The 16,090-nt window shown below is 66.3% G+C and carries 14 protein-coding genes and 1 tRNA gene; 11 read left to right on the top strand and 4 right to left on the bottom strand.

The genetic code is table 11. The features are described from left to right. From tuf to rplL, 9 genes are all read left to right on the top strand, one after another. Positions 1 to 256: elongation factor Tu (gene tuf / locus VI056_06360; GenBank protein ID HEY6202648.1), on the top strand; the 256-nt coding region annotated here is incomplete at its 5' end. A gap of 7 nt (positions 257 to 263) precedes the next feature. Then, positions 264 to 425 carry a 50S ribosomal protein L33 gene (gene rpmG / locus VI056_06355; GenBank protein ID HEY6202647.1) on the top strand — a complete coding sequence of 54 codons (162 nt, stop codon included), beginning with the start codon at positions 264 to 266 and terminating at the stop codon, positions 423 to 425. 45 nt (positions 426 to 470) lie between these two features. Beyond that, positions 471 to 543 (top strand) — tRNA-Trp (locus VI056_06350). A gap of 38 nt (positions 544 to 581) precedes the next feature. Then, on the top strand, positions 582 to 818 hold the full coding sequence (gene secE / locus VI056_06345; protein HEY6202646.1) for a preprotein translocase subunit SecE: 237 nt from the start codon (positions 582 to 584) through the stop codon (positions 816 to 818). Between the two features lie 362 nt (positions 819 to 1,180). Further along, complete coding sequence (nusG, locus tag VI056_06340) at positions 1,181 to 1,690, top strand: transcription termination/antitermination protein NusG (GenBank protein HEY6202645.1); 510 nt, start codon at positions 1,181 to 1,183, stop codon at positions 1,688 to 1,690. 38 nt (positions 1,691 to 1,728) lie between these two features. Continuing rightward, positions 1,729 to 2,154 (top strand): 50S ribosomal protein L11, encoded by a 426-nt coding sequence (rplK, locus tag VI056_06335; GenBank protein ID HEY6202644.1) that lies wholly within the window; start codon positions 1,729 to 1,731, stop codon positions 2,152 to 2,154. Between the two features lie 77 nt (positions 2,155 to 2,231). Beyond that, on the top strand, positions 2,232 to 2,954 hold the full coding sequence (gene rplA, locus VI056_06330; protein HEY6202643.1) for a 50S ribosomal protein L1: 723 nt from the start codon (positions 2,232 to 2,234) through the stop codon (positions 2,952 to 2,954). 147 nt (positions 2,955 to 3,101) lie between these two features. Next, the gene (rplJ, locus tag VI056_06325; GenBank protein ID HEY6202642.1) at positions 3,102 to 3,650 is read left to right on the top strand and encodes a 50S ribosomal protein L10; all 549 of its coding nucleotides are present in this window, start codon (positions 3,102 to 3,104) and stop codon (positions 3,648 to 3,650) included. A 13-nt stretch (positions 3,651 to 3,663) separates the two neighbouring features. After that, positions 3,664 to 4,065: a 50S ribosomal protein L7/L12 gene (gene rplL / locus VI056_06320; protein ID HEY6202641.1), complete on the top strand. Its 402-nt coding sequence runs from the start codon at positions 3,664 to 3,666 to the stop codon at positions 4,063 to 4,065. A gap of 265 nt (positions 4,066 to 4,330) precedes the next feature. Here the strand turns inward: rplL and VI056_06315 are convergent, their stop codons facing one another. Genes VI056_06315 through VI056_06300 form a run of 4 tightly spaced genes read right to left on the bottom strand, consistent with a single transcriptional unit; the run spans position 4,331 to position 8,240 of the window. Further along, the gene (locus tag VI056_06315; GenBank protein HEY6202640.1) at positions 4,331 to 5,152 is read right to left on the bottom strand and encodes an FAD:protein FMN transferase; all 822 of its coding nucleotides are present in this window, start codon (positions 5,150 to 5,152) and stop codon (positions 4,331 to 4,333) included. A gap of 16 nt (positions 5,153 to 5,168) precedes the next feature. Beyond that, on the bottom strand, positions 5,169 to 5,441 hold the full coding sequence (locus VI056_06310) for a hypothetical protein (protein HEY6202639.1): 273 nt from the start codon (positions 5,439 to 5,441) through the stop codon (positions 5,169 to 5,171). A gap of 3 nt (positions 5,442 to 5,444) precedes the next feature. After that, positions 5,445 to 6,719, bottom strand: coding sequence for a DUF1501 domain-containing protein (locus VI056_06305; protein ID HEY6202638.1), 1,275 nt, complete (start codon positions 6,717 to 6,719; stop codon positions 5,445 to 5,447). A gap of 12 nt (positions 6,720 to 6,731) precedes the next feature. Beyond that, a complete protein-coding gene (locus tag VI056_06300; protein HEY6202637.1) occupies positions 6,732 to 8,240 on the bottom strand; it encodes a DUF1800 domain-containing protein in 1,509 nt (502 codons plus the stop codon). Positions 8,241 to 8,507: 267 nt separating this feature from the next. Between VI056_06300 and rpoB the strand changes: the two genes are divergently transcribed. Both rpoB and rpoC read left to right on the top strand, forming a co-directional pair. Next, positions 8,508 to 11,798: a DNA-directed RNA polymerase subunit beta gene (gene rpoB, locus VI056_06295; GenBank protein HEY6202636.1), complete on the top strand. Its 3,291-nt coding sequence runs from the start codon at positions 8,508 to 8,510 to the stop codon at positions 11,796 to 11,798. A 3-nt stretch (positions 11,799 to 11,801) separates the two neighbouring features. Beyond that, positions 11,802 to 16,090: DNA-directed RNA polymerase subunit beta' (rpoC, locus tag VI056_06290; GenBank protein HEY6202635.1), on the top strand; the 4,289-nt coding region annotated here is incomplete at its 3' end.

Genomic DNA, 16,090 nt, shown 5'->3' with positions numbered 1-16,090 from the left:
CGTGCTCTCCAAGGAGGAGGGCGGCCGGCACACCCCGTTCTTCAACGGCTACCGCCCGCAGTTCTACATCCGCACCACCGACGTCACCGGCTCGGCCGAGCTGCCGGCGGGGACCGAGATGGTCATGCCCGGCGACAACGTGAGTCTCACCGTCACGCTCATCACCCCGATCGCTCTCGAAGAGGGTCTGCGCTTCGCCATCCGCGAAGGCGGCAAGACCGTCGGCGCCGGCGTGGTGACGAAGATCCTGGAGTAATAAGGACATGGCCAAAGACAACCGACCGATCCTGACGCTGGCGTGCTCGACCTGCCGGTCGCGCACATACGCGACGACGAAGAACCGGAAGAACGATCCGGACCGGATCGAGCTGTCGAAGTTCTGCCCACGTTGCCGGAAACACACACCGCACCGGGAAACTAGATAGATGGTGAGGGAGTGCGGCTGCCGTATGGCTGCCGCAGGCAGACATACGGCAGTAGCTCAACTGGCAGAGCAACGGTCTCCAAAACCGTAGGTTGAGAGTTCGAGTCTCTCCTGCCGTGCTGGAAGGAATGGATAAAAAGGTATGACGACCGCAGCGATGAGGGCGCCAAGAGCGCCGCGCCAGAGCCCGATCGAATTCGCGCAGGAAGCGTGGTCAGAGCTGCGCAAGGTGACCTGGCCCAGCCGTGAGACGGTCCTCCGTCTGACGCTCATCGTGCTCGTCATCTCGGCACTGATCGCCGCGTACATCTTCCTCTTCGACAACCTGTTCACTCTCGTGATCACTAGAGGCATCGTCGGGTCGCCGACGCCAACGGCCCCACCGACGCAGTAGTAAGGAGCGGCATGGACGAGCAGGAGCGAAGCGAGCAGGACGAACCGCGTGAGGGCGCACCGGGGGAGAGCGCGCCGGACGACGGCGCGCCCGAGGAAGCGGGGGCGGAGCAAGGCAGCGGCATCGACGCCGCGAAGCTCTCGGACGAAGAGGCCACTCTCGCCGCGCGCGCGTTCCTCGGCACCGCGCAGCCTGACGAGGAGGTCTCGGTCGACGAGGCCAAGAAAATGCTGCGCCGGGCCGGTGCCGTCGCGGAGGCCGAGCCCGAGATCGCCCCCGCACCAGAACCCGAGCCGGAGAGACCTTCCGCTGCCACGCCGACCGCGGAGCCGCAGGCCGACACCGGCCGCCGCTGGTACGTCATCCACACGTACTCGGGCTACGAGAACAAGGTGAAGACGAACCTCGAGCACCGCATCCAGTCGATGGACATGGGCGACAAGATCTTCCAGGTCCTCGTCCCTACTGAGGAAGAGATTGAGATCAAGAACGGCAAGCGCCATCCGGTCGAGCGCAAGATCTTCCCGGGTTACGTCCTCGTCGAGATGGTGATGAGCGACGACTCCTGGTACGTGGTGCGCAACACGCCGGGCGTCACGAGCTTCGTTGGCAGCGGCAACAAGCCGACCGAGCTCACCGACACCGAGGTGCGGGCGATCCTGCGACAGATCAAGCTCGACGCGCCGAAATACAAGGTGGCCTTCACGAAGGGCGAGGCCGTGCGCGTCACGGACGGACCCTTCACCGATCTGCACGGTGTCGTTGACGAGGTCAACCCCGAGCGCAATAAGGTCAAGGTCCTGGTGTCCATCTTCGGCCGCGAGACGCCGGTCGAGCTGGACTTCCTGCAGATCGAAAAGCTGGTGAAATGACAAGGGGTGGAAGGGGCGAAGCCCCTGCGAGGAATTAGATGGCGAAGAAGATCAAGGCGGTCGTCAAGGTCCAGATCCAAGCGGGTAAGGCCACTGCCGCGCCGCCCGTCGGCACGGCGCTCGGACCGCACGGCATCAACATGGGCCAGTTCATCAAGGAGTACAACGAGCGCACCGCGCCGCTCGCCGGCACCGTCGTGCCCGCGGTGGTGACGGTCTTCGAGGATCGCTCGTACACCTTCGTCACGAAGAGCCCGCCGGCCGCGGACCTCATCCGACGCGAGGCCGGGATCGAGAAGGGCTCGGGCAAGCCGAACAAGGAGAAGGTGGGGAAGATCAGCCGCGCCGCGGTGAAGAAGATCGCCGAGACGAAGATGGCCGACCTCAACGCCACCTCCATCGAAGGCGCGATGAAGATGGTCGAAGGCACGGCGCGAAGCATGGGAGTCGAGATCGGCTCCTAGCGTTACGATCAGGGTCCACCGAAAGGTGCGTGTACCGCGCGATAGACGGGAGGCCGAATGGCCGAAAGGGGACGCACATGCCAGAGAAGAAGCACGGCAAGCGCTACACGGAGCTCGCGAAGAAGATCGACCGCAGCCGTGAATATCCGCCCGCCGAGGGCGTGAAGCTCGTCAAGGAAACCAGCCAGGCGAAGTTCGACACGACCGTAGAGCTGCACATGCGCATGGGCGTCGACCCCAAGCACGCGGACCAGATGGTCCGTGGCGCCGCCGTGCTCCCGCACGGCACCGGCAAGACCGTGCGCGTGATCGCGTTCGCTCAGGGCGACAAGGCGCGTGAGGCGCAGGCCGCGGGCGCCGACGTCGTCGGAGCGGAGGATCTCGCGAAGCGGATCGAGGGCGGGTGGATGGAATTCGACGTCGCCGTTGCTACCCCCGATCTCATGGGCCAGGTCGGTAAGCTCGGTCGCGTCCTGGGTCCACGAGGCCTGATGCCGAACCCGAAGTCGGGGACCGTGACCTTCGATGTCGCGAAGGCGGTGCGCGATGCCAAGGGCGGCCGCGTTGAGTTCCGCGTGGACAAGACCGCGGTGATCCACACCGTCGTCGGCAAGGCTTCCTTCAGCGAGCAGGCGCTGGTCGAGAATCTCGCGACGGTGGTCGAGGCGATCAACCGCGCCAGGCCGGCCGGCGTGAAGGGCCAGTACGTGCGAGCCGCCCATCTCACGAGCACTCATGGGCCGAGCGTGAAGCTGGATCTCGGCGCGACGCTTGGACTCGCGGGTCGCGCGACCGCATAATTCACGTAGCGCACAACTGAATAGCCAGAGAAGCCGGCGCCCGAAAGGGATAAGTCCTGCGGAGGCGAGAACGAAGTACGGCGGTCGCCGTGCTGTTGCCCTCGTTTCCGTTCGGGAACGAGGGCTTCGTAGTTCTCAGGGGGTGACATGGCGAAGATCAAGACGGGACCCAAGGTCAAGCGGAAGGGCGGCGGCATCCCGGCGAAGAGCCGGGCCGTGGACGCGCTCGCGGAGCAGCTCCGCGGGTCGACCGCGGTCATCGTCACCGACTACCGCGGCCTGAAGGTCGGCGAGCTACAAGAGCTGCGGAGGCGCCTCCGCCCGAAGGGCGTGGAGTACCACGTCGTGAAGAACAGCCTCTTCACGCGTGCGGCCACGAAGACGGAGCGCGGAACCCTCGCGTCGCTGCTCGCCGGACCGACGGCGGTGGCGCTCGGCAAGATCGACGAGGTCGAGCTCGCGAAGGGCATGGTCGACGAGGCGCGTGTCCTCAAGTCACTGCGCATCCTCGGCGCGTTCATCGGCGGGCACACGATGTCCGTCGACGACGTTCAGATCCTCGCACGGCTGCCCAGCCGCGCGTACCTGCAGGGCCAGATCGTCGGCAGCCTTCAGGCGCCACTGGCTCAGCTCACCGGACTCTTCCAGGCACCGGCCCAGAACCTCATCCGCGTGCTGACCGCACGCGCGCAATAAGAAGGAGATCGACATGGCAACCGCAACCGAAAGCAACCCGAAGTTCGACAAACTCGCGGGCGAGCTCGAGTCCTGGTCGATCATGGAGATCGCCCAGTTCGGCAAGTACCTACAGGACCGCTGGGGCGTCAGCGCGGCGCCGGTCGCCGTGGCGGCGGCCGGTGGTGGTGGCGGTGCGGCCGCCCCGGCCGAGGCCGAGGAGAAGACCGAGTTCACCGTGGTCCTGAAGGAGGCCGGCGCCTCAAAGATCAACGTCATCAAGACGGTCCGGGAGATCACCGGTCTGGGCCTGAAGGAGGCCAAAGACCTCGTGGACGGGGCTCCGAAGCCGGTCAAGGAGAACATCGGCAAGGACGAGGCGAACGCTGTCAAGAAGAAGCTCGAGGACGCGGGCGCCACGGTCGAGCTCAAATAGCCGCCCACTAGCCCAAACGTTCTGCTACCGGTATCGGTTGCGCAGGGCGCCCCGATATCGTTGTCGTCCGCCGGTCCACCGCCTGGTCGGTGGGCTCGCGAAAGGTGCCGGACCGGGGCCCGCAAGGGTCCCGGTTTGGTTTGTACGCCGGGCATGAGTTCGGACTTGGAGCTGAGTCCTCTGCGGAACGCCTACCGGGTACCCGCCAGGATCAGGGCCGCCGCTGCGCGTCTCTACGAGCAGAAGCGCGCGCGAGAGTCCCGAGCTAGAGCGTGTCACGCTGGGGCGGGGTCGGGACGAGCGACCACCCCGGCGAGCGGCTCCCGAGCCAGTTCGGGGCGGCGCTCGCGCCGAGAAACAGCGCGACCTTGGCGTAGATCTCCGCGTCGGTCGCGGTCGCGGCAAGCACCGAGACTTCGCTCAGGTCGGTCCGCGCGGGAAGGCCGGTGCGCGGATCGATGAGGTGATGGCCGCCGGCCCAGGCGCGTTTCGTCGTGCCGCTCGTTGCCGCGCCCATGTCCTTTAACAGGAGCGTCTTGGCGCCGAAGCCGACCGGCCAGCCGTCGCCGGTCGTTCCGCCGCCGCGCGCGTAGAGATCGCCGCAGAGATTCACGAGCACGTTCTCACCGAGGTCTTTTGCCAAACGATCGGCAAGCCAGCCCTTCGCGATGCCGCCGAGGTCGAGTGCCGCGCCGGCTGCGAGCCGCGCCTCGCCGGGGCGCATGTCGAGCACATCGGGCAGTGGACGGATCAGCGGCGCGGCGGTGCGTGCCGTCGGGCCCGCCGCGAAGTCGCGCGTATAGCCGGCGGCGAGGAGCGCAGGGAGCACGGCGACGTTCACGAGTCCGTCGCTCAGGTCGAACGCGCGGAGCGATTCGCGTAGCAATGCCTCGAGCTCAGGGCTCACTCGAAGCCAGCGACCGCCCGCTGCGTTGAGTCGCGACAGCTCGCTGTTCGGCTCGAATCGCGTCAGCCGGTCGTGCATGCGCGTGATCCAGGTCTGGCCCTGCCGCAGTGCCGCGGCCTCGACGTTGATGCCGTACAGCTCGCATTCGCCACCGAGCGCGTTGAAGGTCAGGCTCTCCATCGCCTCCGCAGACTACCTAGGAGACGTGCGTATAGGTGATGCCGGGAAGCCGCGTCGCCTGCACACCAGGCGCGGTGGTGATGCGCGGCACCGCAGTCGCTCGGCTGGTGCGCGTCGGGGCCGGCGTCGCGCTAGGTGCGGATGTCCGCAGCGCCAGCTGCGTTTCGGCCGGCGGCTGCAGCGGTGCGGTTTCGTTCTTCGGATGCGCGACGACATAGCCCCCCGAGCCGACGAACGCGGCGGCCGCGAACAGCGCCGCTCCCGCGCGCAGCAGGCTCGAGCGTTCCAAGGTCTAGGCCTTCAGGATCGCGAGCTTGTCGAAGCTCTGGCTGAAGACTTCCTTCGCGTCGACCTCGAGGTGCCCTTCGAGGATCTCCTGATAGACGGAGCGGAAGTCGACGTTGAATGCGAGGTTCCCGCCGGTGTCGAGCTTGGTGAGGCTCGGCGCCGCGCCGTACAGCCCGCCCTTCACCGCGTCGCCTATGAGGAACACCGGCGCCGATGTGCCATGATCGGTGCCCGCGCTCGCGTTCTCCTTCGGACGGCGGCCGAACTCGGACCACGTCGCGATGAGCACGCGGTCGGACATGCCGTGCGCCGCGAGGTCTGTGTAGAAGGCCGAGACGGCCTGGTCGAAGTAGCCCATGAGGTCGTCGTGGCGCTGCTGCTGCGTGTAGTGCGTGTCGAAACCGCCGAGCGTGACGTGGAGGATCTTCACGCCGGTGCCGGTCACGATGAGCTGGGCCGCGAGCTGCAGCGCCGCAGCGAGCTGGTTCTTCGACGAGATGGCGAGCCGCACGTTGTCCGTGTACTGCGCCTTCGGCGTGTACGACGCGGCCGAGGTCTTCAGCTGCGCGACCGTGTCGCGCGCGGTCGTGACGGCAGTGTCGAACAACGCTCCGTAGATCCCAGGCGTGCTCGTGTAGAGCGCGCCCATCGCCTTCTCCATCTCGTCGCCGCCGTTGAACTTGAAGCTCTGCTGCGAGTTCACCACCGTCAGCGTCGCCTCGAGATCGCGGAGCGCGCCTGGGATCCCCGTGGTGCCACACGCGCATCCGACGAGCGGGTGCCCGGCGGAGTCGTAGTTGTCGGCGATCGTCTTGCCCAGCCATCCGTCCTGCTGGCGGCGCTCCGGATCGGCCGTCTCCCACACTCGGATCGAGTCGAAGTGTGAGAACGACGGCTTCGGATATCCGACGCCCTGGACGATCGCGAGCTTGCCGTCGTCCCAGAGCTTCTTCGTTCCGGCCAGGTTCTTGTTGAGTCCGAAGTCCTTCGAGATCGGGAGCGCGTCATCCGCCGACTTCGAGAGCTGCGGCCGCATGTCGCGGTAGGTCTGGTCGGCGATCGGGATAACGGACTGGAGCCCGTCGTTGCCGCCAGCGAGCTGGATCATCACCAGGACCTTGTCGTTGACGACCTTCTCCTGCTTCGCGGCGTACATGGCGCGCGCGAAGACGTCCGGCACCGCGGCGTAGCCCGCCGCGAGCCCGGCGGCTCCGGCACCGAACACCAGCCCGGCGCGAAGGAACTCGCGGCGTCCGATCTTGTCGACACTGGCGACCATCTCGGTGCTCCTTTATTTCAGCTGGAACTCTGGCGAGGCGAGGAGGATCGACCAGCGACGCCGGTCATCCGCCGCCTCGTTGAGCAGCTTCAAGGTCTGCGCTGACATGACCCCGTCGATCTGCGTGTTGTGCGCGTTGGCGGCGGACGGGAGCTTCTTCACCGCCTGCACCGCCGAGGTCACGAAGTTGGCGCGGGCAAGCATGGTGTTCGACGACACCCAGGATTCGTTCTCAGGCCAGCCGCCGACGCTGGGCGGATCGAACAGCGTCTGGCCCATGCCCTGGCCCTGACCCGCGATCAGGCGGGTGAGCGTCTTGTCACCGAGGGCCTTCGCGGTGTGGATCATCAGCTCGGTCGGCGACTTGATGAGCGCGCGGTACGTGTCCGCGGCCGTGAACTCTGGGCTCATCAGGATGTCGCGCATGAGCGCCTTCGTGTCGTAGCGGCTTCTCCGGTACCCGGCGGCGAGACGCGCGACGTAGGCATCGGATGGCGTCGGCGTCACGAAGGCTGTGAGGAGCTTGGTGACGAGGAAGGGGGCCGTCGCGTCCTGCTGCAGGATCTTGTCGAGGACGGCGTCGGTGCTCCACGCTTTTGTCTCGCCGAGGAAGGCGAACGCGGGACCGCGGTACCCGCGCTGCGCTTCGTAGATCCCGGTCTTCACGGTGTCCGCCTTGGGCGTATTGCGCGGCGGCTGGCCGGTGCGCATCTGCTGGCGCTTCAGATCCGCGTCGATCATCGCCTGCGTGCGCGGCTCTCTCCAGCCGGCCATGGCCTTCGCGCCTGCACGCACGTCGTCTTCGGTGAACGCCTTGGGGCCCATCGTGAAGAGCTCCATCAGCTCGCGCGAGTAGTTCTCGTTCGGGCTTTGCGCGGTCGAGTTGCCGAGGTCGAGGTAGCGCAGCATCGCCGGGTCGATCGTGACGCCGTAGAGCATCGTCTTGAGATCCGCCAGCGCGTTCCTCCGCCAGGTGAGGTTCTGCCAGTAGAGGAACGGGAATTGATTGCCGACCTTGCGGAAGTCCGACGTGAAATGCCCGTGCCAGAAGAGCGTCATGCGCTCGGCGAACGGAGTCGGGCTGCTGGTCAACCAGTCGATCCACCACTGCTGCAGCGCACCGGGGTTGAGCGGGTTCTCCTGGCTCGCCTCATCGGCGCCGGCGAGCACCGGCGGCTCACTGGTCTTCGTTTCGAGGAGCCGATCGACAGTGCGCGCGTATCCGTCGGCCTGCGCCTTCTCGAGCTCCTCGGCGGACGCCCCGAAGGTGGCGCGCCGGAGGAGGTGCGAGACGCGCGCCGCTTCGTTGCCGAGTGGCGCGACCCAGTCGAGTCCGGTCTTGTTGGCGAGGGTGCCCGTCACGGGAACGCGCTCGAAGGTCGGCTCGTTCGCCAGGGCGAGCAGGCGTGCCGCCGCGACGCCCGCTCCGGCGGTCGCCGCCGCCGCCAGCACGGTGCGCCGCGTCAGGACCGACTTCTTGGCGGGCGCCGGTGGTGTGTCGGTCGCCTTCTGCTCGTCCATCTGCTTGCCGAGAATACGCAGGCGCACGGCCGGTGTTCCGTCCGAACGGGGGCGAAACGGCCCGTTTTACGGACTTCTGACGCCTGACCCTGCCGGCTCCGGCTGGTGAGAAGGGGTCTTGACAAGCCCTGGGCTCGCGTAGAGATTTAACGGTTCCCGCGGCTTGACCGGTCACTAGATCACGGCCTACGATATGGGCCTTGCCACAGGTCTGTCCCCGTCTCTCTATGCGTCTGCCCCACCTAAGCGCCTGAGGAGGGTCCGTCTATGTCCATCACCCTCGACCGGGTCTTTTCGTCCGCGCGCGTTCGACGGAATTTCGCGTCTCTGCCCGAGGTACTGCCGCTACCGAATCTGATCCAGACCCAGCTCGACAGCTTCAAGTGGTTCTGCGAAGAGGGTTTGGGTGAGCTGTTCACCGAGATCTCGCCGATCCAGGACTTCACCGGGAAGAACCTTGACCTGCGTTTCATCTCGAGCGAGTTCCGTGAGCCGAAGTACTCCGAAGAGGAGTGCCGCACCAAGGACCTGACGTTCAGCAAGCCGCTGTGGGCGCGCGTCGAGCTCGTGAACAAGGAGACCGGCGAGGTCTCGGAGCAGGACGTCTTCCTCGGGGACTTCCCATGGATGACCGACAAGGGCACGTTCGTCATCAACGGCGCGGAGCGCGTCGTCGTGTCGCAGCTCGTGCGCTCGCCAGGCGTGTACTTCACCGCCGTCGACGACCCCACGACCGGACGCCGCTTGTTCTACGCGAAGCTCATCCCGAACCGCGGCGCGTGGCTTGAGTTCGAGACGTCCAACAAGGACGTCATGTCGGTGAAGGTCGACCGCAAGCGGAAGCTGCCGGTGACGACGCTGTTGCGCGCCGTCGGCTACTCGACGAACGAAGAGATCAAGGCGCTGTTCACCGCGATCGACGTCGACGCCGAGCACCAGTACGTCCAGTCGACGTTGGACCGCGACCCGACCACGAACACGAACGAGGGTCTGGTCGAGGTCTACAAGCGTCTTCGTCCGGGCGACCCGCCGACGATCGACAACGCGCGCAACCTCGTCCAGTCGCTGTTCTTCAACTTCCGCCGCTACGACCTCGCGAAGGTCGGCCGCTACAAGCTCAACCGCAAGCTCGGCCTCGACCTCGAGATGTCGCAGCGAACGCTCACGAACGACGACCTCGTGCGCATCGTCGGCCGCATGGTCGAGCTGAACAACGGCAAGGGCAACGCGGACGACATCGACCATCTCGGCAACCGCCGCGTGCGCGCCGTCGGCGAGCTCATCCAGCAGCAGTTCCGCGTCGGACTCCTGCGGATGGAGCGCGTCGTGCGCGAGCGCATGTCCATCGTCGAGCCCGAGAAGGCGACGCCGAAGGAGCTCATCAATATCCGGCCCGTCGTGGCCGCGATCAAGGAGTTCTTCGGAGGCAGCCAGCTGTCGCAGTTCATGCAGCAGACCAATCCGCTGGACGAGCTCACCCACAAGCGCCGCCTCTCGGCCCTCGGCCCGGGCGGCCTCTCGCGTGAGCGCGCCGGGTTCGACGTCCGCGATGTCCACTACAGCCACTACGGCCGGATCTGCCCGATCGAGACACCGGAAGGACCGAACATCGGTCTCATCGGCTCGCTCGCGACGTACGCGCGCGTGAATCCCTACGGATTCATCGAGTCGCCGTTCCGCCGCATCGTCAAGGACGGAGCGAAGGATCGGCCGCGCGTTTCGGACGAGATCGTCTTCCTCACCGCCGACGAGCAGGAGCTCGCGACGGTGGTGCAGGCGAACGCGCGTCTCGACGACAAGGGCTTCTTCCTCGACGACCGCGTGCAGGTGCACCGCGGCGACGCATACCACGAGGCCCCGCCGGCGAACGCGGACTACATGGATGTGTCCCCCAAGCAGATCGTCTCCGTGTCGGCCGCGCTCATCCCGTTCCTCGAGCACGACGACGCGAACCGCGCGCTCATGGGCTCGAACATGCAGCGGCAAGCCGTTCCGGTCGTGCGCCCCGAGGCGCCGATCATCGGCACCGGCATCGAGTACCGCGCCGCGAAGGACTCCGGTCAGGTCGTCCTGGCGCGGGCCGACGGTGTCGTGCGCTCCGTGTCAGCCGCCGAGATCTGGGTCGAGGAAGGCGCGACCGAGGCATTCCGCTACAAGCTCCAGAAGTTCATCCGCACCAACCAGGGCACCTGCTTCAACCAGCGTCCGCTGGTGAAGGTGGGCGAGCGCGTCGAGGCGGGGCAGGTCCTCGCCGACTCGTACTCGACCGACAACGGCGAGCTCGCGCTCGGCCAGAACATCCTCGTCGCATTCATGCCCTGGGAGGGCGGAAACTACGAGGACGCCATCATTCTGTCCGAGCGTCTCGTGCAGGACGATCGCTTCACCTCGATCCACATCGAGAAGTACGAGTGCGAAGCGCGTGACACCAAGCTCGGTCCTGAGGAGATCACCCGCGACATCCCGAACGTCGGTGAGGAAGCGCTCGCCGACCTCGACGAGAACGGCATCGTCTACATCGGCGCCGAGGTCGGCCCGCAGGACATCCTCGTCGGCAAGATCACGCCGAAGGGCGAGACCGAGCTCACCGCAGAGGAGCGCCTGCTCCGCGCGATCTTCGGTGAGAAGGCGCGCGAGGTGAAGGACTCCTCGCTGCGGCTGCCCTCAGGCGAGCACGGCAAGGTCGTCGATGTCGCGGTGTTCAGCCGCGAGAACAACGACGAGCTGCTGCCCGGCGTCAACAAGATGATCCGCGTCGCCGTCGCGCAGAAGCGCAAGATCAGCGTCGGCGACAAGATGGCCGGACGCCATGGCAACAAGGGCGTCATCGCGAAGATCCTCCCGGTGGAGGACATGCCGTTCCTTCCGGACGGCAAGCCGGTCGACATCGTGCTCAACCCGCTCGGTGTTCCTTCGCGTATGAACATCGGCCAGATCCTCGAGACGCACCTCGGATGGGCCGCGGAGGCGCTCGGCCTTCACGTCGCGACGCCGGTGTTCGACGGCGCGCGCGAGCCCGCCATCAAGAAGGCGCTCCTCGAGGCCGGCCTGCCCGAGAGCGGCAAGGTCATGCTGCGCGACGGCCGCACCGGCAAGGGATTCGAGCAGAACATCACCGTCGGCTACATCTACATGATGAAGCTGCACCACCTCGTCGAGGACAAGATCCACGCGCGCTCGACGGGCCCGTACTCCCTCATCACGCAGCAGCCGCTGGGTGGCAAGGCGCAGTTCGGTGGTCAGCGCTTCGGCGAGATGGAAGTGTGGGCGCTCGAGGCATATGGCGCCGCATACATCCTCCAGGAGCTGCTCACCGTGAAGTCGGACGACGTCATGGGCCGTGTCCAGACCTACGAGGCCATCGTGAAGGGCGAGGACATCCAGCCGCCCGGAGTTCCGGAAAGCTTCAAGGTGCTCATCAAGGAGCTGCAGTCCCTCGGCCTGTCGGTCGAGGTGCTCAACGACAACGAAGAAGAGATCCGGTTCATCGAGGACGCGGCCGCGTATTCCTCGCCGGATCTCGGCATCAACATCAGCGGTCTTGAGAGTGGTGAATAACTGATGCTTGAAGTCAACGAGTTCAACGCGATCCGCATCTCGCTCGCGTCACCGGACCAGATCCGCTCGTGGTCGAGCGGCGAGGTCACGAAGCCCGAGACGATCAACTACCGCACCCTGCGGCCGGAGAAAGATGGGCTCTTCGACGAGCGCATCTTCGGCCCGACCCGTGACTGGGAGTGCTACTGCGGGAAGTACAAGCGGATCCGCTACAAGGGGATCATCTGCGACAAGTGCGGCGTCGAAGTGACGCGCGCGAAGGTCCGCCGCGAGCGCATGGGCCATATCCAGCTCGCGTCGCCGGTCTCGCACATCTGGTTCTTCAAGGGGACGCCGAGCCGCCTCGGGATCCTGCTCGACATGTCGCCGCGGAACCTGGAGCGCATCCTGTACTTCGCGCTCTACGTCGTGACGCACATCGACGAGCACCAGCGCGAGCGCGTCATGCAGACGATCGAGGAAGAGTCGGAGGCGAAGATCCGCCGGCTCGAGCAGACGATCTCGGACCGCACCGGCGCCATCGAGGCGCGCGCGAACGCCGAGATCATGCGCATCCGGACGACGACCGAGCAGAAGGTCCGTCAGATGGAGGAGCAGCTCGCGCAGGACAGCGACGCCCTCACGACCGCCGCGTCGAAGGTGAAGGAGCAGCTCGAGGAGGCGGTCGGCAAGCCCGCCTCCAAGGACATCATCTTCAAGCAGGCCGACCTGACCATCGTGAGCAAGGGCGACAACGTCACGAAGTCCATGCTCACGCAGCTCCAGCGCTCACTGCAGAAGCAGCTCGACGCGCTCGTGAAGGCCGGCCGCAAGGAAGAGGAGCAGGCCCGCAGCGAGTCGGAGAAGAAGATCACCGACATCCGCATGCGCGCCGACCAGGACCTCGGCGTCGTTCGCCAGGAGATCGCCCCCGACGTCCAGGTCGTCCGCGACGAGGCGAAGAACCGCCGTGAGGACGCCGAGTCGATCAAGCTCCAGGAGATCATGACCGAGGCCGACTACCGTCAGGCCGCGGACAAGTTCCGCTTCTTCCGTGCGCAGATGGGCGCCGAGGCGATCCTCGAGCTCATGCGCCAGATGGATCTCGAGAAGGACGCGCTCCGTCTGCAGGGCGAGATGCGCACGACCACCGGCCAGCGGCGCAAGAAGTCCATCAAGCGCCTCCGCCTTATCAAGGCTCTGCTCCGCTCGGGCGCGTCGCCCGAATGGATGATCCTCAGCATCCTTCCGGTCATCCCGCCGGACCTGCGCCCGATGGTGCAGCTCGACGGTGGCCGATTCGCCACGAGCGACCTCAACGACCTGTACCGCCGGGTCATCAACCGCAACAACCGCCTCAAGCGGCTCCTCGAGCTCGGCGCGCCGGAGATCATCATCCGGAACGAGAAGCGCATGCTCCAGGAGGCGGTCGACGCCCTCATGGACAACGGCCGCCGCGGCCGTGCCATCAGCGGCACCGGTAACCACAAGCTCAAGAGCCTCTCGGACATGCTCCGTGGCAAGCAGGGCCGGTTCCGCCAGAACCTGCTCGGCAAGCGCGTGGACTACTCCGGCCGCTCGGTCATCGTCGTCGGCAACGACCTGAAGCTCCACGAATGCGGTCTGCCGAAGAAGATGGCGCTCGAGCTGTTCAAGCCGTTCGTCATGCGCCAGCTCGTCGAGCGTGGCCTCGCGCACAACATCAAGAGCGCGAAGCGCTACGTCGAGCGCGTGTCTCCCGAGGTGTGGGACGTCCTCGAAGAGGTCATCAAGGACCACCCGGTCCTGCTGAACCGCGCGCCCACGCTGCACCGTCTGGGCATCCAGGCGTTCATGCCGAAGCTCATCGAAGGCAACGCGATCCAGATCCATCCGCTCGTCTGCGAAGCGTTCGGCGCCGACTTCGACGGCGACCAGATGGCCGTCCACGTTCCGCTCTCCGCCGCGGCGCAGGCCGAGGCGAAGAATCTCATGCTCTCGACGCGCAACATCCTGAAGCCGGCCGACGGTCAGCCCGTCGTCACCCCGCGCCAGGACATGGTCCTCGGCACCTATTGGCTCACGCTCGACCCACGGGCCCCGGCGAACGGCGACGGCCAGATCTTCGGCGACTTCAACGAGGTGCAGTCGGCGTTCGACATGGACCTTGTGAAGTACCAGACGCCCATCCGCTTCCCGTTCGCCGGCAAGATCGTCGACACGACGGTGGGCCGCGTCCTGTTCAACGCGATCCTCCCCGAGGACATGCGCTTCGTGAACCGCACGCTCGACCGCGGAGCGATCCGCGACATCGTCACGACCGTCTTCGAGCGCCACGGCAACGAGATGACCGCCGAGGTCGTCGACCGCATCAAGTCGCTCGGGTTCTCCGCCGCCACGAACGCCGGCGTCTCGATCTCCATCGACGACGTCACGATCCCATCCGACAAGAAGGAAACCGTCGACGCCGCCGAAGTCCAGGTCATCGAGATCGACCGACAGTTCCAGCGCGGCCTCATCAGCGAGCAGGAGCGCTACGAAAAGACGGTGAAGATCTGGACCGACGCGACGAGCACCGTCATCCACTCGATGATGGACGCGCTCGATCGCCGCGGGTCCGTCTACATGATGGCCACGTCCGGCGCCCGCGGTAACACCCAGCAGATGGGTCAGATCGGCGGTATGCGCGGCCTCATCGCCGACCCGCAGGGCCGCATCATCGACCTGCCGATCCGTTCGAACTTCCGCGAGGGCCTCACGGTCCTCGAGTACTTCATCTCGACGCACGGTGGCCGCAAGGGTCTGGCCGACACGGCCATCCGCACCGCCGACTCCGGCTACCTCACCCGCCGCCTCGTGGACGTGGCGCAGGACGTCATCGTCCGGATCGAGGATTGCGGCGACGAGGACGGCATCTTCGCGAGCGCCGACGAGCCGGGCATCGTCGAGCCCTTCCAGGACCGCATGTTCGGCCGCCTGCTCGCGCAGGAGGTCGTGCATCCCAAGACCGGCGCGATCATCGCGAAGCGTGGCGACGACGTCGATCACGTCCTCGCCAAGACCATCGCCGAGTCGGGCGTGAAGCGGGTCCGCCTGCGCTCGCCGCTCGGTTGCCACGCGAAGCACGGGATCTGCCGCGCCTGCTATGGACGCAACCTCGCGAGCGGCAAGCTCGTGGATGCGGGCGAGGCCGTAGGCATCATCGCGGCCCAGTCCATCGGCGAGCCGGGCACGCAGCTCACGATGCGCACGTTCCACACCGGTGGCGTCGCCGCCGTGGGCAAGGACATCACGATGGGCCTCCCGCGCGTGGAGGAGATCTTCGAAGCGCGCGTGCCCAAGGGCATGGCGATCATCTGCGAGATCGACGGCGTCGCCGAGATCGTCCGCGATCCGGATGGCTCGCGGAAGATCCTCGTGCGCAACTCGCAGGACTACATCGTTCCGATCAGCGTTCCCGCCGGATACGTGCTTGCGATCGCCGATGGCGACGAGGTCACGGCCGGCCAGCCCATCGCGAAGCCGGAGCGCCGCACGAAGGGCAAGACCGACATGCCATCGCCCGTCTCAGGCACGCTGAAAATGGCGTCGAACGGCAAGCTCACGATCGCGATGAAGGAGATCGAGGAGCGCGTCTACGAAGTCGAGCACAACGCTCGGCTGAACGTGGAGAGCGGCCAGAAGGTCTCGGCCGGCGACTTCCTCACCGAAGGATCCGCGAACCCGCAGGACATCCTGCGCATCTCCGGCCGCGAGGCCGTGCACAAGTACATGGTCAACGAGGTCCAGCGCGTGTACCGGAGCCAGGGTGTGACCATCAACGACAAGCACATCGAGATCATCGTCCGCCAGATGCTCCGCAAGGTGCGCATCGAAGAAGCGGGGGACACCGAGCTGCTCCCGATGGAGCTGTTCGACCGCTTCGAGTTCGAGGACATCAACGCGCGGACCATCGCCGCGGGCGGCGAGCCGGCCACGGCCCAGACCGTACTGCTCGGCGTCACCAAGGCATCGCTCTCGACGAGCTCGTTCCTCGCAGCAGCGTCGTTCCAGGAGACTACGCGCGTCCTCACCGAGGCCGCGACGATGGGTCAGAAGGACCGCCTGCTCGGGCTCAAGGAGAACGTGATCATCGGCAAGCTGATCCCCGCCGGCACGGGTCTGCCCTCACGCCGCGAGCAGCTCGACTGGATGCCGAAGGCGCGCGCACTCGCGGCGATGTTCGGCACCGACGAGGAAGAGGAGCTGCCGACGCTTCCGCCCGAAGAGCTGTCGCTCGAGGATCTCGACGACGACGAGGACGACGACGCGGCGGAGGAGCTCGAGGACATCGC

The sequence above is a fragment of the Candidatus Limnocylindria bacterium genome (assembly GCA_036523395.1).
Classification (GTDB): Bacteria; Chloroflexota; Limnocylindria; order P2-11E; family P2-11E; genus CF-39.
Note: the sequence above shows the minus strand (reverse complement) of the source record. Positions and strands in the feature narration are given on the sequence as shown.